Origin of the sequence: Zunongwangia pacifica (assembly GCF_023499215.1) — a bacterium.
GTDB lineage: Bacteria > Bacteroidota > Bacteroidia > Flavobacteriales > Flavobacteriaceae > Zunongwangia > Zunongwangia pacifica.
This window is the reverse complement of record NZ_JAKHSK010000027.1, coordinates 37,893-63,152: the sequence shown is the minus strand read 5'-3', so window position 1 is coordinate 63,152 and position 25,260 is coordinate 37,893. Positions and strand designations below refer to the sequence as shown.

The window sequence follows — 25,260 nt, the reverse complement described above, 5'->3', positions numbered from 1 at the left end:
TCAAAATCTTTTACAATAGATTTTTTAAAAGCCTCTGAATACTTACGGGACTTTTGAATTAATTTGATTGTTGACTTCATAGATTTAACCTGTTATGGTCAACCTATATCAGGGACGTACATGATTCCTGATTCTTGTTTCTCTCTTCTATATTCTCTTGTCTAATTTCTATTATCTAAATTCTAACAGCGAAGCGTTCTAAAATCTAACTTCTACCCTATACTCTGCACTACTTCTTTTTTGGCTTCTTTTTTAGATCCGTCAAATCCTTCTACTCCACCAACCGTAGTATATTTAAGTACGTATTTTTTATCTGGGAAAATTCTTTGATAGGCACTCTGGCACATAATCGCTGCTTCATGGAAACCAGATAAGATCAGTTTTAATTTTCCTTTATAAGTATTTACATCTCCAATCGCATAGACTCCCGGAATATTAGTGGCATAATCGTAAGAATTATCTACTTTAATCGCATTCTTTTCGATCTCTAATCCCCAGTTTCCAATGGGACCTAATTTTGGTGATAATCCGAATAACGGTATAAAATGATCTACATCTCTAAATTCTTCACCCCGTGCTTCATCTTTATGGCGAATCACTACCTGCTCTAGATCATTTTCTCCATTTAGGCCAACTACCTCAGCATTGGTAATCATTTCAATTTTTCCAAGTTTCGATAATTCAGACACCTTTTCTACGGAATCTAAAGCGCCCCTAAACTCTTTTCTTCTATGTACCAGTGCTACTTCTTCGGCAACATCGGCTAAATAAATGGCCCAATCTAAAGCAGAATCTCCACCCCCGGCAATCACTACTTTTTTACCACGATAGATTTCTGGATCTTTAATAAAATATTCTACGCCTTTATCTTCATAATCGGCAATATTCTGAATAGGTGGCTTACGTGGTTCAAAAGAACCCAAACCTCCTGCAATGGCTACCACGGGAGCGTGATGCTTTGTTCCTTTATTGGTAGTTACGATAAAAGTACCATCGTCTAACTTTTCTAAAGTTTCTGCACGCTCCCCTAACGTAAATCCAGGTTCAAAAGGTTTTATTTGTTCCATCAGGTTATTTACCAAATCACCTGCATTGATTTCCGGGAACGCCGGAATATCATAAATAGGTTTCTTTGGATAAATTTCTGAACACTGCCCACCTGGCTGTGGTAAGGCATCGATTAAATGTGTTTTTAATTTTAACAATCCCGCTTCAAAAACGGTAAATAATCCTGTGGGGCCTGCTCCTATAATTAGGATATCTGTTTTAATCATTTTTATCTCTCTTTACAATTAAGGATTCGGTTATAGTATTTAATTGTTCCACCTTGGCTTCAAAATCACCTTTGATGGTTTTTCGATATTCGTTAAGATTTTCGACCATTCTATTTACATCTTCCGGAATCACCTCTTCGAAAAACTGACGTAAACGCTTGGCCGTTGTTGGCGATTTTCCGTTGGTGGAAATCGCTATTTTCACGTTGCCTTTATTTACAATTCCGCCCATATAAAAATCACATAACTCGGGCGTATCGGCAATATTTGCGAGTAAATATCTCTTTTTCGCATGCCTATGTACTCGCTTATTAAGTCTGGCATCGTTTGTTGCGGCTACTACGATGTGACGTTTCTTAAGAAATTTTCTTTTATACCTGCTTTTAATCAATTTCACTCCGTGTTTTTTGGCTAGGGCTTCAGTTTCTGGCGCGAACCATTTGGCCACGACCTCAACATTGGCATTTGGGCTCGACTTCAGTAAAAAATGAAGTTTCTCGTGCCCAACGTTGCCTCCACCTACAACAAGGATGTTTAAGTTGTTTACTTTTAGAAAAACAGGATATAATTCGTTTCTTGCTTGCATATTTTTTAGCTATTAGCTCAAAGCTTTCAGCAATTAGCCCTCAGCGGAAATTTGAAAAAAGTTTAAAGTTTATAATTGACTGTTCACTGCGCTTTTTAAAAAAATTCAATATTCAGGATTTAAAATTTCATAGAATATGACCTAGGTTCTATTTTATTGATTTTATAATCTGATTACAGCTTAAAATCATTCATAGTTGATAATTTAAGGCTTTCAGAAGTCAGCTTTCAGCTTTTCTTTAAAAATCTAAACGTTCACTCAATTTGAAATATTCATTACTTTTATAATTAACCATTCAACATTGCATTCAAAATAATTTATGTTTCTTGGTTCTTTAGTCTCTTCTCTATACTCTAACTTCTAACTACGCTGCTCCGATTTTCAAAAATTTTGAATATGCTGAAGCTGAAAATCCGCTTGCTTCTTTTAGTTCTTTCGGCAATTGATGACTTTCTTTCACCACCTCGCCAATAACGATAATTGCGGGTGCGGTTAAACTCTTTTCAGTCACTACTTTTTCTATGGTTTTTATGGTTCCAAAGCCCGACTGTTCATTGACCGTAGTACCATTCTGAATGATCCCTACCGGCATATCTTCTTTTCCAAATTCACTGAAAATATTTACAATTTCAGCAAGCTTACTCATTCCCATCAAAATAACTACTGTCGCTGTAGATTGTGCTGCCAGGTAAACATCACTGGATAATTTTCTCGCGGAAGTTGTTCCGGTAATCACCCAAAAACTTTCTGCTGTTCCGCGTTGTGTAAGCGGAATCCCTACATTGGCCGGCACGGCGATTGATGAAGTGATTCCTGAAACCACTGCAGTATCTAAACCTTTGCTTTTGGCGTAATTAATCTCTTCAGAACCTCTTCCGAAGATAAAAGGATCTCCACCTTTAAGTCGCACTACATGTCCACGTTCATTGGCATAGTTCACAATAAGATCATTGATTTCATCCTGAGAATAACGATGCTTATTTTTACGTTTTCCAACGTAAATATGCTCGGCTTGCGGCGCATATTCCAGTAACTCACGATTAATAAGCGCATCGTAAAGCACTACTTTAGCCGATTTTAGCGTGTTAAGCGCTTTTAATGTTATAAGTTCTGGATCACCAGGACCTGCGCCCACTACGCTCAGTTTTGGTAGATTATACATCTTGCACCTCCTTTGTTCTATAGGCATCTACTCTTTTTAAGAATAAACGCGCGTCTTCGATATATTTATGAGCAAACTCTTCACTTGGTTCGTGTTCATTTAATTGATACGTGAACTCTTTAAAAGAAGTTGAAAGTTCGATTTTACCGGTTTCTACGAATAACTCGTCAAATTGCGCAATAATCCCTGCCTGTGTATTGGTTTTTACATCGTCTGCAAGCAATAAAGCTTTTGCTGAATTTACGATAGAGGTATACGAATGATAAATGGAATCGGACCATGCTTTGCGATCGATCGCGCTTTGTGCGTTATCAATTTTTTCTTCACTTTCAAAAAGTAAGGTTGCAATAAGATCGATCACCACCCCGGCACATTCACCAACACCAACTGCTTTGATGTAGGGTTTTTCATGTCCCCAATCGATAAAATCATTCTCACTAAGATCTGAGGTATCTGCCAGATCTTTTAACAGATCATAGAAATACGTTTTTCCCTGACGATCGTAATATTGAATAAATTTCTCGTCACTTTCAGCATTTGCATCAAAATCATTTAGCAGTAATCGCAATGCTTCAGGGCCACGTTTACTGGGTACTTTTACCACTTTATCCGCAAAACGGCCTTCTCCATTTCCTAAAATACCTCCACCAAGTAAGACCTGTAAGGCCGGTGCTACCGCTTTACCCGATTTGATAGACATTCCCTGGAAACCAATTTCAGCCATATTATGCTGCCCGCAGGCATTCATACAACCACTAATTTTAATGGTGATATCTTTTCCGTTAATGAATTGCGGATATTCTTCTTTTAAAACATCCTCTAACACATCTGCAATTCCTGTACTACTGGCGATCCCTAAATTACAGGTATCGGTACCTGGACAAGCCGTGATATCTACGGTTTTGTTGTAACCGGTTTCTGCATATCCCAATTTCTTTAATTCGGTATAGAAAAATGGTAAAAATGCTTCGCGTACGTGGCGAATTAAAATATCCTGACGTAGGCTTAAACGTATTTCATTCCCTGCATATTTCTTAATCAAATCGGCCAGTTGTCTTGCTCCACCGGTATAAAAATCACCTAACGGAACTCGGATTCCTACAGCAAATAATCCTTCCTGTTTCTGCGGAATAACATTGGTATTTCTCCAAACTTCATAGTCTTTCTGATCTTCAATCTCTACTGAAGGAACCTCTACATCCTGAAGTGGCGGGGCAGCTTCAAATTTTTCGATGTGAAATTCTGCTTTTTCCTGAGATAAAGCTTTTTTCTGTTCGTCGACTAATTCTAAAAAAGCTTCTAAACCAATATCTTTAATTAAGAACTTCATTCTTGCTTTTAATCGCTTTGCACGTTCACCGTGACGATCAAAAACTCGAAGTACCGATTCTATAAGTGGGATAATTTCTTCGGCTTCAATGAAATCATATAATTTATCGGCATGGCGTGGCTGTGAACCCAATCCGCCACCCAGCATCACTTTAAATCCGCGTTTTCCATCCTGTAATTTTGGGATAAAGCCCAGATCGTGAATATAGCTTAGTGCCGTATCCTCGTCTGTTGCAGAAAAAGCGATTTTAAATTTACGCCCCATTTCCTGGCAAATAGGATTCCGCAGAAAAAATCTAAAGGTAGCATCGGCATAAGGCGACACATCAAAAGGCTCGTCGACATCTATCCCGGCTGTTGGGGAAGCCGTTACGTTTCTTACGGTATTCCCGCAAGCTTCACGAAGTGTGATATCATCCTTCTCAAGCTGTGCCCAAAGCTCGGGCGTACGATCTAAACTCACATAATGAATCTGGATATCCTGACGGGTGGTGATATGCAATCTTCCGGTAGAATATTCATCAGATACCTCGGCTATACGATGTAATTGTTCTGAAGTTACTTTTCCAAAAGGCAGTTTTATACGAACCATTTGTACACCAGCCTGCCTTTGGCCGTAAACTCCACGCGCAAGACGCAGGCTTCGGAATTTCTCTTCGTCTGCTTTGCCTTCGCGGAACAGACGAATTTTCTTTTCTAAATCGATGATGTCTTTTTCGACAACAGGATTTTCAATTTCGGTTCTAAAACTTTGCATGGGTAAATTATTTTGTTTGAGAGGGATCTGCTTAGAACAGATGTAAATAAAAAAAGTCCTTTTTTAGTTTACACTTAAAAGGACTTTATATATAACTAAATACAATTATGACTTTTAAGTGCATATTATGCTACGCAAACACATCGAGTTACACCACATCATTTTTGTATTGATTATAAAATTCATTTTTAATATTAATTAAATTAAGCACCACTTTTATTACGCGTGTAAACCGCATTCTCTATTGGCCAGTACTTTTGTTGGATCAAAATATTTATGTTCGTTAGGAAGATTGTGCTCTTCTAAATAAAGATCCAGTTTTTCGTCGCTCCAGTGATAAAAAGGACTTACTTTTAAAAGACCATCTTTACTGTAGCTAAGAATATCTATACTATCGCGAAAAGCAGTTTGCCCTTTACGAAGATTGGTAAACCAGATATCTGGCTGCTGTTCTCTCATGGCTCTTTGAAAAGGCTCTAATTTTACCTGGCGTGTAAACTCATCATGATCTAAACTATCTACCTGTGGAATGCCCCCAAACATTGCATCACGATAGGCTGCTGTTTGTTTAGGAATGTAAATTTTCACATTTAGGTCTAAGATATCGATCACTTCTTTAGCATGCTTATAGGTTTGCGGAGTATTGTAACCCGTATCACACCAAACCACCTGAACATCAGATTTTATTTTTGAAACTGCATGTAAAATGGCTACCTCGTACGGTCTAAAATTAGTAGTTACTACGGGTCGCTTACTGTTTAAAATTACCCACTGGATAATTTCTTCAGGGCTTATGCCTTTTAATTGCTGATTAAGGATTTTTAGTTCTTTCTCTGTATACCTTTTCATAATCTTATCTTTCCTGAAGTCCACTTTTCTCTTCTAATTTCTTAAAACCTATTAACCTATCGACTTAGTAGGTTATTAACACAAAAGTAATCTTCATTTTGTTATACACCAACAAATTGTTGATTATTTTTCGATTTTTAACATTTTTATATTTTCTAAAAAATACACCTAGGTCAAATCGGCCAGGGTATTTTCCCCAAGGACGTTTAAAGTACTATCACGAACCTGGATCATTAATTTGTGGACAGAGCAGGTTTTCTCTTCTGGGCAATCTTCACACTTCTCGTAATAATTAAGACTTACGCAGGGTACCATTGCTATAGGACCTTCTAAGACTCTAATGATCGCTGTCATTTTAATATCTTCGGGTTCCTTAATAAGATAATAACCTCCGCCCTTTCCTTTTTTCGAGCCTAAAAAACCAGATTTCCTAAGTATTAATAGAATACTTTCCAGAAACTTTTGCGAGATATTTTCACTCTTGGCAATTTCTGAAGTTTGCACAGGATTTCTCTCTGGCTGCCTTGCTATAAAGGTTAAGGCTTTAATTCCGTATTTTGTTTTCTTTGAAAGCATATGGCGAAGATAAATAATTTTAATATTTCAACTTCGCCATAAACTTTCTCAAAATTCATTCAATTTTAAAGAACGTATAATTGGATAGTCGCAAAGCTTTATATTAACTAACAGCGTTTAAGATAAAGCTTGTTTTATATCTTCAATAATATCATCGATATGTTCTAAACCAACCGATGTCCTGATTAACCCGTCAGTAATCCCCACTTCTAACCGATCTTCTTCACTTAGCTTGCTATGGGTTGTACTTGCCGGATGCGTTACAATACTTCTGGTATCCCCTAAATTGGCACTTCTGGAACACATTTTTACTGAATTCACAAATTTCCTACCGGCATCGATCCCGCCTTTAATTTCAAAAGAAATAATATTTCCTCCTAAACGCATTTGCTTTTTTGCAATCTCATACTGTGGATGTGATTTTAGGAATGGATATTTAACATGCTGCACATTGGGGTGGCTTTCTAAGAATTCGGCTAATTTTAGTGCATTTTCAGAATGTTTTTCTAAACGTACGGCTAAAGTTTCCAAACTCTTTGAAAGTACCCAGGCGTTAAACGGACTCAGCGCCGGACCGGTATTTCTGGAAAATAAATAAATCTCCCGAATAAGATCGGCGTTTCCAACCGTAACTCCGCCTAAAACCCTTCCCTGCCCATCGATCATTTTTGTAGCCGAGTGGATCACCAAATCTGCCCCGTATTTAATAGGATTTTGAATGTAAGGTGTGGCAAAGCAGTTATCGATCACCAAAATTAAGTTATGCTTTTTAGCAATCTTACCTAAAAGTTCTAAATCGATAATGTCTACCCCAGGATTGGTTGGCGTTTCCGCAAATATGATTTTTGTTTCAGGCTTAATTAAGCTTTCAATCGAATCTACTTCATTCACCTTAAAATAGCTATGCGAAATATTCCACTTCGGAAAAAATTTGGTAAACAAAGAATGCGTACTCCCAAAAACAGATCGTGCTGAAATTATATGATCACCGGCATTTAATAAAGCTGCCAGTGAAGAAAACACGGCACTCATTCCGGTAGCAAAAGCAAATCCTGCTTCTGCTCCCTCCATTTTGGCTATTTTTTCAACAAATTCTGAAGTATTAGGATTCGAGAACCTGCTATAAATATTCCGTTCTTTTTCTTCGGAAAAGGAAGCCCGCATATCTTCGGCATCTTCAAAGATATAACTTGAGGTTAGGTACAACGGGGACGAATGTTCTAAAAACTGTGAACGTTCTATCTGCGTACGTATAGCTTCGGTTTCGAAATGTGGAGTAGACATACTGTAAGGGTTTTATATCTTTTAATTACTAGTAATTCTATTGAGTAACTATCCAAAAGTACTCAATATATTATTCTCATTTTATTTTTAAAAATACCAATTTCAGATCTTCTTTTAAATCCTCGATATCTTCCAGACCTACAGACAAACGTATTAAATCTTTAGAAACACCGGTCGATTTTTGAGCTTCGTCATCAAGTTGCTGATGGGTGGTACTGGCAGGATGGATAATTAAAGATTTGGTATCACCAATATTGGCCAGTAAGGAGAATAATTTTGTTTCGTCTGCTATAATCTTAGCGGCATCATATCCTCCTTTAACCCCAAAAGTAACGATACCACTCTGGCCTTCGGGCAAATACTCTTTTGCCAGCTCGTAATAGGTACTATCGCTTAATCCCGGATAATTCACCCAGGTTACTACTTCCTGTTGTTGCAACCATTGCGCCAATGCCAAAGCGTTTTCACTATGCTGTTTAATTCTTATTTTTAAAGTTTCCAGCCCCTGTATGATCTGAAAAGCATTAAACGGACTCAAGGCTGCACCGTGATCACGCAAGCCTTCTACCCTCACTTTAGCAATAAAAGCCGCATTGCCTAAGGCCTCATGATATACTAGGCCATGATATCCTGGTGAAGGTTCGGTAAATTCAGGGAAATTTCCACTCGACCAGTCAAAAGTCCCTGCATCGATTATAGCACCTCCTAAAGAGGTTCCGTTACCACTAATATATTTGGTTAACGATTCTATGACGATATTGGCACCAAATTCAATTGGTTTTAACAAGTAAGGAGTGGCTACCGTATTGTCTACAATAAAAGGGATTTTATGCGCCTGGGCTTGTTTAGCGATATTTTTTAAGTCTAAAACATCTAATTTGGGGTTTCCTAGAGACTCTGCAAAAATAGCTCTGGTATTTTCCCGGACAGCTTCCCCAAAATTTTCTGGTTTCGACGGGTCCACAAAAGTAGTGGTAATCCCAAGTCTTGGCAGTGTAACGCTTAAAAGGTTGTAAGTACCACCATACAAACTATTTGAAGCGACAATATGATCTCCGGCTTTTAAAAGCGTTAACAAGGTGGTATTGATAGCAGCTGTTCCAGACGCGGTGACTACCGCGCCAATTCCTCCTTCTAAAGCAGCTAGCCGTTGCTCTAAAATATCGTTAGTAGGATTATTTAATCGTGTATAAATGTATCCCGGTTGCGCCAGAGAAAATCTGCCGGCGGCCTCATCAGAATCCTTAAAAACATAAGACGTTGTCTGGTAGATAGGCACTGCACGGGTACCTGCATTATTGGCGACATCGTGACCAAAGTGTAAAGCGTTTGTTGCAAATTTATTTGAACTCATTTTTTTACTTTTTATAGTTAATATTCGATCGATCCCCTTTTATCTTGCTATTGCCTGGGAGATCTTATTCGATTAACCTTTACGTTTTAGACAATAGCAAATCATGCTTTTACATATCATAATTTGCACTATTACAATTTATCGCAAAAAAAAGCCGCTGTTTTTTACAGCGGCTCTTTTGCAAATTATATTTTCTAATTTTAAGCAATAGTGCGCACTGCGGAAATTCTCCACATCATCATAAAGCGCATCATATTGATAAAATTCATTTTTTCTCTTTTTGTTGCTACAAAGATAAATGCGAAAATATTTCTTAACCAAAATTTTTAGAATAAAAAATTCAATTATTTATAGTTACCCATCTAAGAATTCTACAACAATACATCTAATTTCATGCGTAAGCATCAGTAAAATACGCAACTTTCTATCAGAATTAAAAATATTAAAACTTCTAATAATGCCTATTCAAAAAATATTTCAGACTAAAAAGAAGTTAAAGCAAGTTGGAGTAAAAACAATTTTCATACATTTGTATCCAATTTAATAACGGGGAAAGATTTGACTGATTGCAACCCTAATACTTCTTATAATTTTAGAAGTATGCCAAATAAAAAATTTGGTTAAAATGCTAAAGCAGTGATACTTTTTATAGTCTGCCTTCACGTCAAATTTAGCCCGTCTTTTATAATGTAAATAGAAGTTTATGGCTTATTTATTTACTTCAGAAAGTGTTTCTGAAGGACACCCAGATAAGATTGCAGATCAGATTAGTGATACTTTATTGGATAACTTTCTGGCTTTTGATGAAGAATCGAAAGTAGCCTGCGAAACATTAGTCACTACAGGACAGGTAGTATTAGCCGGCGAAGTTCGTTCTAACACCTATCTGGACGTACAACAAATTGCCCGTGATGTTATTAACGATATAGGATACACTAAAGGTGCTTATCAATTTAGTGGGGATTCCTGTGGCGTGATTTCTTTAATCCATGAGCAGTCACCAGATATTAATCAGGGGGTAGATCGTGCTACCAAGGAAGAACAGGGTGCCGGTGATCAAGGAATGATGTTTGGTTATGCTACCACAGAAACTGCTAACTTTATGCCTCTGGCTTTAGATATTTCCCACAAAATGGTGTACGAGCTTGCTGAACTGAGACGTGAAGGAAAGGAAATTCCTTATTTACGTCCAGATGCGAAAAGCCAGGTGACTATTGAGTATAGCGATGATAATATTCCGCAACGCATCGTAGCCATTGTACTTTCTACACAGCATGACCAGTTTATGGAAGATGATGAAGAAATGCTGGCTAAAATCAAGAAAGATATTATTGAGATCTTAATGCCACGTGTCATTACTCAGCTCCCTGAATATGTTCAGAAATTATTCAACAACAATATTAAATACCATATAAATCCTACTGGAAAATTTGTTATTGGCGGGCCGCACGGTGATGCCGGGCTGACTGGTAGAAAGATTATTGTAGATACCTATGGTGGTAAAGGTGCTCACGGTGGTGGGGCTTTTTCTGGAAAAGATCCAAGTAAAGTAGACCGCTCTGCAGCGTATGCTTCAAGACATATTGCCAAAAACCTTGTTGCTGCCGGTGTTGCAGACGAAGTTTTGGTTCAGGTTTCTTATGCTATTGGTGTAGTAGAGCCTACGTCGATCTCTGTAGACACTTATGGAACTTCTAAGGTTGAGTTGAGCAATGGCGAGATTGCTAAAAAAGTAGGTGAAATTTTCGATATGCGTCCTTTTGCTATTGAAGAGCGCTTAAACCTAAGAAATCCTATTTACCGTGAAACGGCTGCGTACGGCCACATGGGTAAAGAACCTAAAAAGGTAACCAAGATCTTTAAAAGTCCGTATAACGGAGAAATCAAGAAAGAGGTTGAATTATTTACCTGGGAAAAATTAGACTATGTAGATAAAGTAAAAGAGGCTTTTAGAATTTAAAGCCCAAAACGCATATAAAAATCTCGATTTTCGAGAAAAATCCCCTGTTTTTAAGGGGATTTTTTTATGGATCATATTTCCATATTTTAAAATATTAACGTTTCTTTGATAAATCATTAACATTCTCATGAAACGCTTAAAATCAATCTGCACGTTTATCGCGTGTCTTTGGATTTGTGCAATTTCAGCACAAAATAATCAGGTTTTTCAATCAAAAACACCAGAATGGGTTACTCCAGTAGAAGCTGAACTCTCTTCAGAAAAAAAAGAACTCGACAATGCTCCTTTTCTTTACCTTTTGATAGATTCACAATACAATTTAATAGAAGAAAAAGCATTTTATCATTTAGCCTTTAAAGTTCTTAACAGTGAAGGGGTACAGGAAATGAGCGATTTCACTATAGAATATGATCCCGATTATCAACAGCTTTTTTTACATAAAATAAACATCTATCGTAATGCTGAAGTAATCGATCAATTAGATTTAAACCGAATTAAAACCGTACAGCGGGAAACCAATTTAGAACGTTATTTATATGATGGCTCCCTCTCTGCCCTTTTTAATCTAACAGACGTAAGAGTAGGTGATATTATTGAATACAGCTACACGCGCAATGGCTTTAACCCGGTACATCATGGAAAGTTTTCTACAGAAGAGTATTTGGAATATGCGCTTCCGGTGGTAAACATCTACGGAAGGTATCTTGTTCCTAAAAATGAAAATTTTGAGATCAAATTTTTTAATGGGTCGTCTACACCTCAAATTACAGAGCATCCTACCCATACAGAATATGTTATAGAAAGCACCAATCCTGAAACCACCGTTTACGACACCAATTCACCCATTTGGTATGATGCCTCGCAATCCTATCAGGTTTCCCAGTTTCAGTCGTGGAATGATGTTGCTAAAAATTATCATCAGTATTATAAAATATCCGCTTCAGATAGAGAATGGTTACACAAAAAGGCCAAAGAAATTGTAGAAACTGATACTATTTTCGACGATCCTGTTGTTCCGCTCACAAGGTTTGTTCAGGATAAAATAAGATACTTAGGTTTTGAAAATGGTTTAAGTTCCCATAAACCCAGCAACCCAAAAGATATTTTTAATCGCAGATATGGCGATTGTAAAGACAAATCCTTTTTACTCTGTGAACTTTTAAAGGCCTATCAAATCGATGCCCATCCTATTCTGGTAAACTCCTCTTCTGGAAATACTATCAATGAAGATTTACCATCACCAAATTCTTTTGATCACTGCATCGTTCAATATCACCGGTTTAATAAGGACTATTTTATAGATCCAACTATAGGCAATCAGGGGGGTGATGCTGAACAAATTTTCACCCCGGATTACGGATACGGACTCATTTTGGATGATGACACTAAAAAACTTACAAAGTTTGAAAAACCCGATTATGGAAAGGCAAACATCACCGAAACTTTTATTATCGATTCTATTGGCGGGCCAACCCGACTTAAAGTGGAAACCGTCTATACGGGCTCGAAAGCAGATAATACGAGAGCTGAGTTTAATGCCAATGGTTTAAGCAGCATTCAAAAAAGCTATCTCGATTTTTACAGTCTTGCCTATCCCGACATCGAAGTCGCTCAGGATTTGTATTTTAATGATGAGCGTAACGAAAAAAACGCTTTTACGGTGAACGAGGAATATGTGATTCCTGGTCATTGGAAGCCGATGCCAGAGGACTCCAGCCAGATTTATTCACAATACTATGCTTTGGCCATCGATAATTTTATGTTTCCACAAAAAACAGCAAAGCGAAAATCGCCATATTACATCAATGAAGGTACCAATATCGATTATAATATCGTCATTTTCACTCCTGAAAAATGGAATGTTGAAACCGAGTATTATAAATCAGACAACCCTTACTTTGAATATACGTACCAAACCAAATACTCGAATGCCAGGATAGACCTTATCCATAAGTACAAAACTTTAAGCGACAATGTCCCCGCCGAGGATTATTCTGAATTTCTAAAAGCCCATGAAAAAGCGGCAGAAAATATTTCGTATTACCTCACTTATAATCCAGGCTTTGCCAATAGTGTTGCTACTACCGATAACTCTAACATTTCGTGGTTTGCGGTTATCTTATTTTTAGTTGTATTTACCGGGGCGGGTTTTATATGTTACTTAATTTACGTAAACTACGATATCCCATCTAAATCGCATCCAAACGATCATCGCCCCATTGGTGGCTGGTTAATTTTAATAGCAATAGGCCTTTGCATTTCCCCTTTACTCACGTTATCTCCAATGATTTATAATGAGTATTTCACCTCCAATTATTTATTACTTTGGTCTACAGGGAATAAAGCTTTAGTAGGACTTGTATTTTTTGAAATCATTTTCAATGCTGCTTCTCTTGCTTTCAATATTTTTATATTGATTATTTTCTTTAAAAGAAGAACAATAGCGCCAAAACTCATAATTGCTTTTTATGTTTTCAATTTTATAGGGGTAAGTTTAGATACTTTTGTGGCCGCAATCATTCCCGCCGTAAATTCTATAACTCCCGAACCCGATCTATATAGGGAGTTATTTAAATCACTAATTGCCTGTTTAATCTGGATCCCTTATTTCGCTATTTCTGAAAGGGTTAAAGACACTTTTGTAAATAGATATAAAAAGCAAAATATTGAAACGACAGATATCGAGAACATGAATCTACAAGAAAATCAAGGTTCGGTGAATTCTTAAAAACATATTCTTAACCCGAGGTCGATTATTTCAGGATTTTAGGACATTGAGTGAATTTTCAAAGAAAATTTATTTGTATCGAAATACAACCAAAAAATGGAAGCTTCGATATAAATTCTTTCGCATAGGTTTCAATCCGTATCCGGGATCATCTTAAATCGAACTCAGGTTCTTAAAGCGAAAAAACAAGCTATATAAAAAACAATTTTCGTCAACCTAAAATTATTGCGCATCTTACATAACTATCAATTAGCATGATGAGATTCTGAAATAAACCTGTCTGCCGAAAGGCAGGTTCAGAATGACATATTTGGATACTTTCCAGACAGTTTTTTAGTGGAAAAATATCTCCAACTAAATCGATCTCGATTTTATCCTTTTCTTCGGAAACCTTTAACAGCGGCGGGGCTTTTTAATCCTTAAATTGAAAATCATAACAAAAGTAATCCCATGTCATTTTTCAAGAAAGTAAGAAATACCGTAGACCTGTTAAAGTCGGTTGATATGGATCAGCTGGCAAAAATCAATAAACAAATCGATTTATCTGAAGCCATGAAGACTTTAGGTAAATTAGATGAGCGCCAGCTTGCGGGGCTCATGAAAATGTTAAAAACCAAGCGACATAAATCGCAAAGTGACCTCCCTCCTATCGATGGTGATTTTTATAATCTGGATTATAAGCTTACCGAAGAACAGCGCAAACTTCAGATGGAAGTACGTACTCTTATGGAAGATGAGATCAGACCTTTAATCAATGATCATTGGAATAGGGCAAAATTCCCATTCGAGATCATCGAAAAATTCAAAAAGCTGAATATTGCCGGGATACCTTACGAAGGATATGGCTGCCCAAATCTTCCGTTCTTAATGGAAGGGATTATTGCACAGGAAATTGCAAGGGTAGATGTTTCTACCTCAACCTTTTTTGGTGTGCACAGCGGCCTGGCCATGGGATCTATTTATTTATGTGGTAGCGAGGAACAAAAGCAAAAATGGCTTCCGCAGATGCAAAAACTGGAGAAAATCGGTGCTTTTGGATTAACCGAGCCAAACGTAGGATCTGGCGTTGCAGGTGGCTTAGAAACGACCTGTAAATTTGATGGTGAAAACTGGATCTTAAACGGACAAAAAAAATGGATTGGTAATGCCACTTTTGCCGATGTGATTATTATTTGGGCTCGCGATGAAGAAAGCAATCAGGTTAAAGGATTTTTGGTAGAAAAAGACAATCCCGGCTTTAAAGCGGAAAAAATGGAAGATAAAATGGCGCTTCGTATAGTCCAAAATGCCCTTATCACGCTTACCGATTGTAAAGTAGCCGAAAATGATCGATTGCAAAATGCCAATTCGTTTAAAGATACCGCCAATGTATTACGAATGACACGTGCCGGTGTTGCCTGGCAGGCCGTAGGTTGTGCTCGTGGTGCTTACGAAAGTGCGCTTAAATATACTCGTAAAAGAGAACAATTTGGGCGTCCTATTGCTTCTTATCAGCTAATCCAAAATCATTTGGTAGAAATGGTTTCTAACCTTACTGCCATGCAAACCTTATGTTTTAGGTTATCTGAAATGCAGGATCAGGATATGCTTACCGATGAGCATGCTTCTTTAGCCAAAGTATATTGTAGTATGCGAATGCGTGATGTAGTGAGCCGTGCGCGTGAAGTAATGGGAGGTAATGGAATCTTACTGGAACACGATGTTGCCCGTTTTGTTGCCGATGCTGAAGCGATCTACAGTTACGAGGGTACCAAAGAAATAAACTCGCTCATTGTTGGTAGGGCAATTACCGGCTATAGTGCTTTTGTTAGCTAACAAAAAATCAAATTAAAAATCAAAACCCTCGATGAGGGCAAAAAATTAGAATTAAATGTCTGTATTAGTTGTATCTCCCGGAAGAGATGTATCCCATTGGGTAGAAACCCTTAAAAGTCAGCATCCGGGAATGAATGTTTATGTATACCCTGAAGATCACGACAAAGAAGAAGTTGAATTTGCTATTAGCTGGAAACATCCCCGCGGACTCTTTAAAAATTACCCCAATTTAAAAGTGGTAGCATCGATGGGCGCGGGGGTAGATCACATTACCTCGGACCCTGAATTTCCCGAAGGCGTAAAAATCACAAGAGTGGTCGATAAGCAGTTAACCAGTGATCTTAGTGAATTTGTTCTGGCGTTAGTAATGAATCATACTCGTCATCTTTCAGCTTATAAACATCAGGAAAAAGACAGCAATTGGAATGTTTTAAAATATTGTCATAATAGTGATATGAAAGTTGGGGTAATGGGAATGGGCGTTATTGGTACAGCCACCGCTCAACTTTTAGCCAAAAATAAATTTAAAGTTTCAGGATGGTCCCGTTCAGAAAAAGATTGTGAAGATATTACCTCTTATTACGGTGACAATAGTCTGGATGAGTTTTTAAAAGAATCTGAGATCCTGATATGCCTTTTACCGCTAACCGATGAAACTAGCGGAATCTTAAACAAAGTATTGTTCGAAAAACTTCCAAAAGGTGCTTACGTGATCAATGTTGGTCGTGGTGAGCATTTAGAAGAAAACGACCTTATAGAAATGATCGATAGCGGGCATCTTGCCGGTGCCGCATTAGACGTTTTTAAAGAAGAACCTTTACCTGAAGACCATGCCTTTTGGACTCACGAAAGAATCAGTATTACTCCGCATACAGCAAGTTTAACACAAGCCGAATCTGTTGTTCCCCAGATTGTAGAAAATTACGAACGTTTCCAGGAGGGTGAAGAACTTAAAAATCTGGTAGAACAAGATCGCGGCTATTAATCGATAAATTATGCTCATCAAAAACATCTTAGTTGCCGTAGACTTTAATGAAACCGTAGGCGAAATGCTTACGTATGCCGAAAGCTTCGCTGAAAAATTTGAAGCTAAAGTATGGTTGGTTCATGTCGCTGAGCCCGATCCCGATTTTATAGGATACAACGTTGGCCCACAATATATTCGTAATACCAAAGCCGAAGAGTTTAGGCAGGAACACCGCATGTTACAACAGCTTTGCGATTCTTTTATCGAAAAAAATATAGCGTCTGAAGCCCTGCTTATTCAGGGATCTACTGTTGAGACTATTTTGGAAGAAGCGAAAAAGCTTAAAACAGACATGATGATAGTGGGCACCCATAAACACGGATTCTTTTATCATCTTTTTGCTGAAAGTGTTGCTATGGAAATCCTAAAGCAATCGAAAATTCCGGTGTTTACGGTTCCTATTGAAGAGTAATAATACTACGATGAAAAATGCAAACCTGCCAGTGATAACTTAATCTGGCAGGTTTGCCACATAAATTTTGAAAAAAAAATTATTGAAGGTTTAAGTTTTAAGCTTTACTCCTTATCCTTGATAGTATCATATAACACTACCAAAGGATGAAATCGAAACATTAAATGTTATCGATCCCCATTAAAAACTAAATTCGCCACGCAGATGACGAAATTTTCTTTCTCAAAGCGCATAAAGATTAAAAAAATAGGAGAAAAAAATAACACAAAATACATCATAAAATAACCGATTAAAACTATCCGGTTAAATTCAATTTAAGTCTTAAAAGATCTTTTTACTACTGCTGAAATTGGTTACTTTTGCACTCAATTTCAGCAGTTATTTTTATGGAAGTTTTCAACCAAGAAAGATTATTACAAGTACACGAGCGTATCGCTCCTTATATTCATAAAACGCCAATTTTAAGTTCAACCTTAATCAACGAAATTGCGGGATGCGCTATCTTTTTTAAATGTGAGAATTTTCAAAAAATGGGTGCTTTTAAGATGCGTGGCGCCACCAATGCCATTTTACAGCTTAGCCGGGAGGATCAGCAAAAGGGAGTCGTAACCCATTCTTCGGGGAATTTCGCGCAGGCTTTATCGCTGGCCGCAAAAAGTTTAGGTGTTCCTGCTTATATTGTGATGCCCTCGAATGCTCCGCAGGTTAAAAAAGATGCAGTAAAAACCTACGGCGGAAATATTACCGAATGCCCTGCTACCCTAAAAGATCGTGAAGAAACAGCTCTAAAAATCGTAAATGAAAAAGGAGCTACTTTTGTACATCCTTCTAATGACATCGAGGTGATTTTAGGACAGGGAACAGCTGCTCTAGAATTGCTTCAAAAAAAGCCCAATCTTGATATCGTGATAACGCCCGTTGGTGGTGGCGGACTTATTGGTGGTACTGCCCTGGCTGTAAATTTATTTGCTCAAAGCACAAAAACAATAGGCGCGGAACCTTTTGAAGTAGACGATGCGTATCGCTCCCTAATTTCAGGAAAGATTGAGACCAACGAAAGCATTAATACCATTGCTGACGGACTAAAAACGCAACTTGGCGACAAAAACTTCCCGATCATTCAAAAACACGTTGAAGAAATTATTCGGGTTACTGAAGACGAAATTAAAAATGCGCTAAAATTAATCTGGGAACGCATGAAAATTGTCGTAGAACCTTCCAGCGCTGTTGCATTAGCTGCCATTTTAAAAGAACCCGCCAAATTTAAAAACAAGCAAATAGGCTTAATCATTTCAGGCGGAAACGTAGATTTAGGGAAATTATCGGAATTGTTTTAGGTTAAGAATTTTCTCAACATAAAAACACTTTTAACCGGAGTACTATTATTGGCATTATGGATCATTTATTGATTTTTTTTTAGAAATGGCAGTAACAATGACTTCAAAAGATGAGCATTAAAAATAATCGATTTTTAGGCTAAAAACAAGTTGCTATTGATTTTATAATGTTTCGAATTTTTAAAATTCACGGTTTCAACACACTAATCGTTACCAGCATTTGCCCAATATGCCGTTGGCTGTGTTCTGCGGCATGAAAGTACAATCCAATAACACTAGAAGGTAATTGTTTTCGGCCCACACCTCTTTGTTCAGTCAGGATCGCTTCAGGAGTGTTTTTAAAAATTTTCAACGCCTCATCTACTTTTTCAGAAAAAGCATGAGTCAAATCATCCATTTTCACTTCTGGATTTTCTACACCTTCATTGCGCAGGTATTCAAATTGTTTTTTAGAGAGCGGTTTTTCTTCGGCATAAGTTAACATCCTGTCTAAAACTCCGGTAATATGTTGTAGATGAAAGCCAACACTGGCTCTTCCGGCAGGTTTCTCCCAAAGTAACGCTTCAGGAAAATCTTCGGTATATTTAAAAACCTCTTCTTTAGATTGTAAAAGCGCATGTGCAGCCGGTTGCAATAATTTTGGGATATCTGGTAATGCTCCTCTTAACCAGACTTCAGGTTGGTTATTTTTCATCATTATTTTTTACGACAAAATAGGCAATTTTAACTTCTAGCCTACTGTCTCTATTCTATTTTTAATAAGTGTAAATTTGATCATCATCTTTTAGTTGACTGATATTCAAATCCAATCTGGAATACCAACTATTTTGCATCAGCTATAAATAGTTTATGATTTCTTTAAAATTAAATGCTTAAAAAATATACGTTATTTATCAGATTAACCAATGCTTAATTACAAGTATTAAAATTAAATCGGTCAACCTAGGTTTACTCGATAATCGAGATTAAATGCTATGATCCTGATGGGATCGGAAGACCTTGGAATAAAAATAATGTCTTAACCAATGCCTCACGGGTTTGCCCTGAGGTGGTTTACTTTTTAACCATGGAACTTTACATTACTACGGCGATTATTTTTATAGGAATATTCCTCTTTATTAAGGATTATTTCTCGATCGATACCACATCGATCCTTATCATGGCGCTTTTTATTGTAAGCGGGGTTCTTAGTCCTGAAGAAGGCTTTTCAGGATTTAATCATCCTGCTACCATCACGCTGGGCTGTATGTTTGTGGTTAGCGCCGCTATTTTTAAAAGTGGGATTATCGATAGTTTTAGCGATAAGATTATTAGGATCGCAAAAATCAATTATGTTTTTGCCCTCATGATTTTCTGCTTTTCTGCTGCCTTATTTTCAGCATTTATAAATGATACCGCTGTAGTCGCTATTTTAATCCCCATGGCCTTACTGGTTTGTAGAGAAACCGGTATAAGCCCGGCACGATTACTAATCCCAATTTCTTTTTCGGCTTTATTTGGGGGCACCTGTACTTTAATAGGGACCTCAACAAACATTTTGGTGAGTGGAATTGCAAAAAAAAGCGGACTGGAGCCGTTTAATATGTTCGAGTTTACTTTACCGGCTTTATGTTTACTGGCCATTGGTTTAACCTACCTTATTTTTGTAAGTCCGTGGTTGTTACCTAAACGCGTAGAGGCTCACGAAAGTGGTTTAACCAAGGAAGCGCAAAATTATTTAGCCGAAGTAGTTTTAAGTAAGGATAGTACAGATGTAGACCATTCTATCGTGAAATCGAAACTGGTAAGCCAGTATGGGGCACAAATTCTTTCGATTAAAAGAAAGCATCATCGTATGTACGAAATTAATGGTGATACGGTGCTAAGAGCTGAAGATTCGATGAAAATTTTAATCGATCCTCAACATCTTTCAGAATTGATGGATAAAGGCGGTTATGCCTTAATTGGGGATAAAACAGATCTTCTTGAAGCTGAAAAGAAAAACGAGAATAAAGAGGAAAAAACGATCTACGAAGTAATGATCCCTTACGGCTCTCCTTTAGCCGAGCGTTCTTTACGACAGTTAAACTTTAGGAATATTTATTATGCTTCAGTACTGGCACTTAGGCACCGTAAAGAAATTATTACTCAGGATTTCTCGAATGTGGTTTTAAAAGAAGGCGATATGCTATTATTGTATGCCGCACAAAAAGATATTCAGGCGTTAACTTCAAGAAAATTAATGGTGGTTTTATCGAATTATCAGGCTAAAAAAGTAAATTATAAAAAAGCGATCCCGGCTTTACTCATCACGCTGGGGGTCGTTTTATCGGCAGCCTTAAACCTAACCTCGATACTAATAAGCGCAATGATTGGTAGTTTATTGCTGGTTACCACTTCTATTTTAAAACCTAAAGAAGCCTACGATGCTATAGAATGGAAAGTTATTTTTATGATGGCCGGGGTACTTTCTATGGGAAAAGCGCTAGAAAAAACAGGCGGATCTGAAGTGATTTCTCAATTTATCTTTGAGCAAATTGGCGATCTTGATCCACGTATTATATTAAGTTTAATATTTCTTATTACCTTTCTATCTACAAATATTTTAAGCAGTAAAGCCGCAGCAGCATTAATGGCTCCTATCGTGATAAGCCTTGCCGGTACTTTACAATTAAGTGAGAAACCATTTTTGATTGGGGTGATGTTTGCCTGCTCCTTAACTTTTATGACACCGGTGAGCTACCCAACGAACACCATGGTTTATGGCGCCGGAAACTATAAGTTTAATGATTTTTTAAAGTTTGGAACACCATTAAATTTCATTATTTGGATTGCAGCATCGTTTATCATCCCAATGTTTTTCCCATTTGAAGTTTAATTTTTGAAGCTTTTAATTATGAGAAAAGTAAAACTGAGTAACCCATTTAAAACAAGGATCATCGATGAGAAACTCATCAGGGAACATCTTGCGTTGGAAAGAACAAAACTTGCCAACGAGCGCACGTTACTTGCCTATATTAGAGCGTCCCTGTATTTACTTATTGGCGGGCTTGCTTTGCTTCAAATTAAAGAGTATCCAGAATTACATTGGCTAGGATACGGTGCATTTTCAGTGAGTATTATATTTTTGTCGGTTGGGATTGTAAGGTATATTCACCTTAATAGAAAATTAATCAAATTATTACGTCCCGAAACACCTTCAGAAAATAACGAATCTTAAGTTCTATTTTGCTACAGTCTATTTTTCATTACTCCATGCATTTTTTGGCGATAGGATTTATCGCCTATTTTTTTGACAAAAAAAACTGGAAACAAAATTGGATCATCTTGGCAGCAACAATGCTGGTAGATTTAGATCATGTTTTTGCCAGTCCTGTTTTTGATCCACATCGCTGCGGAATTGGTTTTCATCCGTTACATTCGCAAATTGCCATTATCTGCTATATTCTAGGGGCTGTTTTCCTGAAAAAAGGCATTTTTAAACTGATTTTTATAGGCTTGTGTTTCCACATGCTTACCGATTTTTCAGATTGCCTATGGACATTCTCAAAATGCGGTGAATGTTATGAAAATTCAGCCTTAAAACAACTTATCTCAAACAGTTTATAAAAAATACAAGCCGTTTAATTAAAAACGGCTTGTGCAAATGGAAATAACAACCTAAACCTAACCAACTTTAAATTCTATGTTCTTCATTGCAAAAAGTTTATTGCTTTTTATCGAATTTCGACTTTTTAAAATTCGTATTTTCAGCATCAATATGATCGATATAGAGCAATTTTTTTTTTATAACTCTATAAAGAATTAAAATGCTCATGCTCTTCTTTGGTAAGCATTCGGGATCTTATAATAAACCTTTTACCCTTAGGGATTTCCAAAGAAAAGCTCGCTCCTCTACCCGGGGTGACATCTACAGTAAGATGCGTATGTTTCCAATATTCAAATTGATCGTGGCTCATATAAAAAGATACCTGTCCCACTTCACCTAAATAAATATCATTATCGTCCAGATAGAAATCTTCTTTTGGCAGCAGCATTGGCGACGAACCATCGCAACAGCCACCGCTTTGGTGAAAAATCACCTCACCGTGTTCTGCTTTAAGCTCTTTTAACAACATTGCAGCCTGTTTGGTTATATCCACTCGTTTATAAGTCATATTCTAAAAGAATCCCAGTTTATTCTTGTCGTAAGAAATAAGCATATTCTTAGATTGGCGATAATGATTAAGCATCATTAAGTGATTTTCGCGACCAAAACCAGATTTTTTATACCCCCCAAACGGCGCGTGTGCAGGATAATCGTGATAGCAATTTACCCAAACACGACCTGCTTTTATCGCTCGCGGAATTTGATATAATTGATGCGCATCCCTTGTCCATACTCCTGCGCCTAATCCATAAAGGGTATCATTGGCAATTTCTATAGCTTCAGCTTCATCCTTAAAAGTACAGACCGAAACTACCGGGCCAAAAATCTCTTCCTGAAAAACGCGCATTTTATTGTGTCCTTTTAAAATTGTTGGTTTTACATAAAATCCATTACCTAAATCGCCGTCCAGTTTTGCAGCCTCCCCACCTGTTAAAATTTCAGCACCTTCTTCTTTACCAATATTTATATATGATAGAATTTTCTCATGCTGATCGTTAGAAGCCTGTGCTCCCATCATGGTATCGGGATTAAACGGATCGCCCATTTTTATAGCCTCTGTCCTGGCGATAACCTTTTCGATAAAAGCTTCATAAATATCTTCCTGAATTAATAACCGGGAAGGACAGGTACACACTTCCCCCTGATTTAAGGCAAATAAAACCGCGCCTTCAATACATTTATCTAAAAACTCATCATCATGATCCATCACGCTATTAAAGAAAACATTAGGCGATTTCCCTCCAAGTTCCATCGTTACCGGATGCAGGTTTTTAGAAGCATATTGCATAATCAACTGCCCGGTTGTAGTTTCTCCCGTAAAAGCCACTTTATCTACATCTGGGCTGGAAGCCAAAGGTTTCCCAGCTTCTGGACCAAAACCATGAATCACGTTTAATACGCCTTTTGGTAATAAATGCCCTACTTTTTCAGCAAATATCGTTGCTGAAGCCGGAGTTTGTTCTGCCGGTTTTAACACGATACAGTTTCCGGCAGCTAAGGCGGGCGCTACTTTCCAGGCCATCATTAACAACGGAAAGTTCCACGGAATAATTTGTGCCACCACTCCTAATGGTTCCTGAATGATTAATGAGAGGGTATTTTTATTTAATTCTGAAGCACTGCCTTCTTCAGCTCTAATTACTGAAGCAAAATATCTAAAATGATCTACTGCCAGGGGAAGATCGGCATTCAAGGTTTCACGAATGGCTTTACCATTATCTGAAGTTTCAATTTGCGCAAAATGCTCCAGGTTTTCTTCTAGAATATCTGCGATCTTATTAAGTATGGCCGAACGCTCGGTAACCGAGGTATCCCCCCACTCTTCTTTAGCGGCATTAGCAGCTTCGATCGCCTTTTTTACATCGGCTTCTTTAGATCTTGGAAACTTTGCAATAAGCGAATTATCTACCGGAGAATAATTATCAAAATACTCGCCATCGATAGGATCTACAAATGCTCCGTTAATATAATTGCCATATTTTTCTTGGAATTTTGGTTTAGAATAACTCATAATAACTATGTTTTTAATATTTAAACTTAAAATTCTATAATTATTTGTTTTAAAAATTGAACTTTCCTATTTTTAATTACTACATTTCTATCGATTTAATAATTTAGCGAATTTTGAATGATAATCTTTTAAAATATGAGAGTTGCAGAAAGCTGCAAACCTTTATTGAGAACCGTACGATTTACAGTGCAGATTATGCCGAGCTCAATGTTTTTGAAACGCAACAGGTGGTAGAGAAAGTGGACTTACAATTTTCTTATCCCATTATAGCCAGCATGCTTTCTGGTAAAAAGATTATGCATTTAAAAAACCATGAACCTTTCGATTTTTTTCCCGGTGAAAGTGTAGTTCTCCCTTCTCACGAAAAAATGATTATCGATTTCCCTATGGCGACAACAGCCTCGCCTACCCGCTGCCTGGCGCTTGGTATAGATCCCGATAAAATTCAGGAGACCGTAAATTACTTTAATGAGAATACAAGGGTAGAGTTTGAAAACGACAATTACGACCTTCAGGTAACTTCAGCCCATCTGGAAAATAACGTACAGGTACAATATGTTTTAAATCGTATTTTTAAAACTTTTTTAAGTGACGAAAAAGCTAAAGATGTTTTGCTGGATCTTATGGTAAAAGAACTGGTCATTAGGCTTCTTCAAACCAAAGCAAAATTAATATTGCTGGATAATTCTTCCCTTTTTGATAATAATCGTATGGCTTTTATTGTAAAATATATGCGTGAAAATTTGTCCAAAAACATTTCTGTAGACGAATTGGCCGCAAAAGCCTGTATGAGTAGCTCTAACTTCTATAAAACCTTTAGGAATACGCTTGGTGAAAGCCCTATCGATTATTTAAACGGTGAACGTATAAAGTTTGCAAAGAAGTTAATTCAGCAAACTTCAGATAAACTGGCCGATATTGCATTTCAGGCTGGATTTAATAATGTTAGCTATTTTAACCGCCAGTTTAAAAAACTGGAACGTATTACCCCTAACCAATACCGAAAAAGTGTGCGGGCTAACACGTATGCTTCTTAACTATCTTCGGGACAAAGCCACAAAACATTTAATTTGCATAATACATTTTTAAAACGCGACAAGTCTGGGAACATTTAATCTCGGCTATCGAATAAAGTTTAAAAAAAACATAAAATCATCGTATTCTTACATAA

At 37.2% G+C, this 25,260-nt stretch carries 21 protein-coding genes; 10 read left to right on the top strand and 11 right to left on the bottom strand.

The annotated features are described in order from the left end of the window. Positions 1 to 212 precede the first annotated feature (212 nt). The 8 genes from L1967_RS16335 to L1967_RS16300 all read right to left on the bottom strand — a co-directional run bounded on the left by L1967_RS16335 (position 213) and on the right by L1967_RS16300 (position 9,171). Positions 213 to 1,274, bottom strand: a complete 1,062-nt coding sequence (locus L1967_RS16335) for an NAD(P)/FAD-dependent oxidoreductase (protein WP_249602576.1) — start codon at positions 1,272 to 1,274, stop codon at positions 213 to 215. Beyond that, positions 1,267 to 1,860, bottom strand: coding sequence for a precorrin-2 dehydrogenase/sirohydrochlorin ferrochelatase family protein (locus L1967_RS16330; RefSeq protein WP_249602575.1), 594 nt, complete (start codon positions 1,858 to 1,860; stop codon positions 1,267 to 1,269). Before L1967_RS16330 ends, L1967_RS16335 begins: the two co-directional genes overlap by 8 nt. 364 nt (positions 1,861 to 2,224) lie before the next feature. After that, a complete protein-coding gene (cobA, locus tag L1967_RS16325) occupies positions 2,225 to 3,022 on the bottom strand; it encodes a uroporphyrinogen-III C-methyltransferase (protein WP_249602574.1) in 798 nt (265 codons plus the stop codon). Further along, a complete protein-coding gene (locus L1967_RS16320; RefSeq protein ID WP_249602573.1) occupies positions 3,015 to 5,108 on the bottom strand; it encodes a HEPN domain-containing protein in 2,094 nt (697 codons plus the stop codon). The genes cobA and L1967_RS16320 overlap by 8 nt, the downstream gene beginning before the upstream one ends. Positions 5,109 to 5,327: 219 nt before the next feature. Next, positions 5,328 to 5,957, bottom strand: coding sequence for a phosphoadenosine phosphosulfate reductase domain-containing protein (locus L1967_RS16315; protein ID WP_249602572.1), 630 nt, complete (start codon positions 5,955 to 5,957; stop codon positions 5,328 to 5,330). Positions 5,958 to 6,125: 168 nt separating this feature from the next. Then, complete coding sequence (locus L1967_RS16310) at positions 6,126 to 6,533, bottom strand: RrF2 family transcriptional regulator (protein WP_249602571.1); 408 nt, start codon at positions 6,531 to 6,533, stop codon at positions 6,126 to 6,128. A 117-nt stretch (positions 6,534 to 6,650) separates the two neighbouring features. Continuing rightward, the gene (locus tag L1967_RS16305; RefSeq protein WP_249602570.1) at positions 6,651 to 7,817 is read right to left on the bottom strand and encodes a trans-sulfuration enzyme family protein; all 1,167 of its coding nucleotides are present in this window, start codon (positions 7,815 to 7,817) and stop codon (positions 6,651 to 6,653) included. 76 nt (positions 7,818 to 7,893) lie between these two features. Beyond that, positions 7,894 to 9,171 carry an O-acetylhomoserine aminocarboxypropyltransferase/cysteine synthase family protein gene (locus tag L1967_RS16300; protein WP_249602569.1) on the bottom strand — a complete coding sequence of 426 codons (1,278 nt, stop codon included), beginning with the start codon at positions 9,169 to 9,171 and terminating at the stop codon, positions 7,894 to 7,896. A 703-nt stretch (positions 9,172 to 9,874) separates the two neighbouring features. On the opposite strand from L1967_RS16300, the gene metK reads away from it, so the two are divergent. The 6 genes from metK (at position 9,875) to L1967_RS16270 (ending at position 18,450) form a co-directional block, all read left to right on the top strand. After that, positions 9,875 to 11,131 carry a methionine adenosyltransferase gene (gene metK / locus L1967_RS16295; protein ID WP_249602568.1) on the top strand — a complete coding sequence of 419 codons (1,257 nt, stop codon included), beginning with the start codon at positions 9,875 to 9,877 and terminating at the stop codon, positions 11,129 to 11,131. 127 nt (positions 11,132 to 11,258) lie between these two features. Continuing rightward, the gene (locus tag L1967_RS16290; protein ID WP_249602567.1) at positions 11,259 to 13,859 is read left to right on the top strand and encodes a DUF3857 domain-containing protein; all 2,601 of its coding nucleotides are present in this window, start codon (positions 11,259 to 11,261) and stop codon (positions 13,857 to 13,859) included. 450 nt (positions 13,860 to 14,309) lie between these two features. After that, positions 14,310 to 15,674, top strand: coding sequence for an acyl-CoA dehydrogenase family protein (locus L1967_RS16285; protein ID WP_249602566.1), 1,365 nt, complete (start codon positions 14,310 to 14,312; stop codon positions 15,672 to 15,674). A 55-nt stretch (positions 15,675 to 15,729) separates the two neighbouring features. Beyond that, positions 15,730 to 16,659 carry a 2-hydroxyacid dehydrogenase gene (locus tag L1967_RS16280; protein WP_249602565.1) on the top strand — a complete coding sequence of 310 codons (930 nt, stop codon included), beginning with the start codon at positions 15,730 to 15,732 and terminating at the stop codon, positions 16,657 to 16,659. A gap of 10 nt (positions 16,660 to 16,669) precedes the next feature. Further along, positions 16,670 to 17,113, top strand: coding sequence for a universal stress protein (locus L1967_RS16275; protein ID WP_249602564.1), 444 nt, complete (start codon positions 16,670 to 16,672; stop codon positions 17,111 to 17,113). A 386-nt stretch (positions 17,114 to 17,499) separates the two neighbouring features. Then, entirely contained in the window at positions 17,500 to 18,450 is a 951-nt protein-coding gene (locus tag L1967_RS16270; RefSeq protein WP_249602563.1) for a pyridoxal-phosphate dependent enzyme, read from the top strand. Positions 18,451 to 18,637: 187 nt separating this feature from the next. Here the strand turns inward: L1967_RS16270 and L1967_RS16265 are convergent, their stop codons facing one another. Next, positions 18,638 to 19,147, bottom strand: a complete 510-nt coding sequence (locus tag L1967_RS16265; RefSeq protein ID WP_249602562.1) for a DinB family protein — start codon at positions 19,145 to 19,147, stop codon at positions 18,638 to 18,640. Between the two features lie 369 nt (positions 19,148 to 19,516). Between L1967_RS16265 and L1967_RS16260 the strand changes: the two genes are divergently transcribed. From L1967_RS16260 to L1967_RS16250, 3 genes are read left to right on the top strand one after another with little or no spacing between them, the layout of a single operon-like run. Continuing rightward, complete coding sequence (locus L1967_RS16260) at positions 19,517 to 21,307, top strand: SLC13 family permease (RefSeq protein ID WP_249602561.1); 1,791 nt, start codon at positions 19,517 to 19,519, stop codon at positions 21,305 to 21,307. A gap of 18 nt (positions 21,308 to 21,325) precedes the next feature. After that, on the top strand, positions 21,326 to 21,649 hold the full coding sequence (locus L1967_RS16255) for a DUF202 domain-containing protein (RefSeq protein ID WP_249602560.1): 324 nt from the start codon (positions 21,326 to 21,328) through the stop codon (positions 21,647 to 21,649). Positions 21,650 to 21,657: 8 nt separating this feature from the next. Then, positions 21,658 to 22,038: a DUF6122 family protein gene (locus tag L1967_RS16250; protein ID WP_262917456.1), complete on the top strand. Its 381-nt coding sequence runs from the start codon at positions 21,658 to 21,660 to the stop codon at positions 22,036 to 22,038. A gap of 185 nt (positions 22,039 to 22,223) precedes the next feature. Here the strand turns inward: L1967_RS16250 and L1967_RS16245 are convergent, their stop codons facing one another. Both L1967_RS16245 and L1967_RS16240 read right to left on the bottom strand, forming a co-directional pair. After that, entirely contained in the window at positions 22,224 to 22,586 is a 363-nt protein-coding gene (locus tag L1967_RS16245) for a DUF779 domain-containing protein (protein ID WP_249602559.1), read from the bottom strand. A 3-nt stretch (positions 22,587 to 22,589) separates the two neighbouring features. After that, positions 22,590 to 24,089 carry an aldehyde dehydrogenase family protein gene (locus L1967_RS16240; RefSeq protein ID WP_249602558.1) on the bottom strand — a complete coding sequence of 500 codons (1,500 nt, stop codon included), beginning with the start codon at positions 24,087 to 24,089 and terminating at the stop codon, positions 22,590 to 22,592. Positions 24,090 to 24,202: 113 nt separating this feature from the next. Here L1967_RS16240 and L1967_RS16235 point away from each other — a divergent pair, with 113 nt between their 5' ends. Further along, the gene (locus L1967_RS16235) at positions 24,203 to 25,126 is read left to right on the top strand and encodes an AraC family transcriptional regulator (RefSeq protein WP_249602557.1); all 924 of its coding nucleotides are present in this window, start codon (positions 24,203 to 24,205) and stop codon (positions 25,124 to 25,126) included. Positions 25,127 to 25,260: the final 134 nt, after the last annotated feature.

Coding starts and splice junctions, on each gene's coding strand:
- L1967_RS16335 (WP_249602576.1), bottom strand. CDS start 1,274: ATGATTAAAACAGATATCCTAATTATAGGAGCAGGCCCCACAGGATTA.
- L1967_RS16330 (WP_249602575.1), bottom strand. CDS start 1,860: ATGCAAGCAAGAAACGAATTATATCCTGTTTTTCTAAAAGTAAACAAC.
- cobA (WP_249602574.1), bottom strand. CDS start 3,022: ATGTATAATCTACCAAAACTGAGCGTAGTGGGCGCAGGTCCTGGTGAT.
- L1967_RS16320 (WP_249602573.1), bottom strand. CDS start 5,108: ATGCAAAGTTTTAGAACCGAAATTGAAAATCCTGTTGTCGAAAAAGAC.
- L1967_RS16315 (WP_249602572.1), bottom strand. CDS start 5,957: ATGAAAAGGTATACAGAGAAAGAACTAAAAATCCTTAATCAGCAATTA.
- L1967_RS16310 (WP_249602571.1), bottom strand. CDS start 6,533: ATGCTTTCAAAGAAAACAAAATACGGAATTAAAGCCTTAACCTTTATA.
- L1967_RS16305 (WP_249602570.1), bottom strand. CDS start 7,817: ATGTCTACTCCACATTTCGAAACCGAAGCTATACGTACGCAGATAGAA.
- L1967_RS16300 (WP_249602569.1), bottom strand. CDS start 9,171: ATGAGTTCAAATAAATTTGCAACAAACGCTTTACACTTTGGTCACGAT.
- metK (WP_249602568.1), top strand. CDS start 9,875: ATGGCTTATTTATTTACTTCAGAAAGTGTTTCTGAAGGACACCCAGAT.
- L1967_RS16290 (WP_249602567.1), top strand. CDS start 11,259: ATGAAACGCTTAAAATCAATCTGCACGTTTATCGCGTGTCTTTGGATT.
- L1967_RS16285 (WP_249602566.1), top strand. CDS start 14,310: ATGTCATTTTTCAAGAAAGTAAGAAATACCGTAGACCTGTTAAAGTCG.
- L1967_RS16280 (WP_249602565.1), top strand. CDS start 15,730: ATGTCTGTATTAGTTGTATCTCCCGGAAGAGATGTATCCCATTGGGTA.
- L1967_RS16275 (WP_249602564.1), top strand. CDS start 16,670: ATGCTCATCAAAAACATCTTAGTTGCCGTAGACTTTAATGAAACCGTA.
- L1967_RS16270 (WP_249602563.1), top strand. CDS start 17,500: ATGGAAGTTTTCAACCAAGAAAGATTATTACAAGTACACGAGCGTATC.
- L1967_RS16265 (WP_249602562.1), bottom strand. CDS start 19,147: ATGATGAAAAATAACCAACCTGAAGTCTGGTTAAGAGGAGCATTACCA.
- L1967_RS16260 (WP_249602561.1), top strand. CDS start 19,517: ATGGAACTTTACATTACTACGGCGATTATTTTTATAGGAATATTCCTC.
- L1967_RS16255 (WP_249602560.1), top strand. CDS start 21,326: ATGAGAAAAGTAAAACTGAGTAACCCATTTAAAACAAGGATCATCGAT.
- L1967_RS16245 (WP_249602559.1), bottom strand. CDS start 22,586: ATGACTTATAAACGAGTGGATATAACCAAACAGGCTGCAATGTTGTTA.
- L1967_RS16240 (WP_249602558.1), bottom strand. CDS start 24,089: ATGAGTTATTCTAAACCAAAATTCCAAGAAAAATATGGCAATTATATT.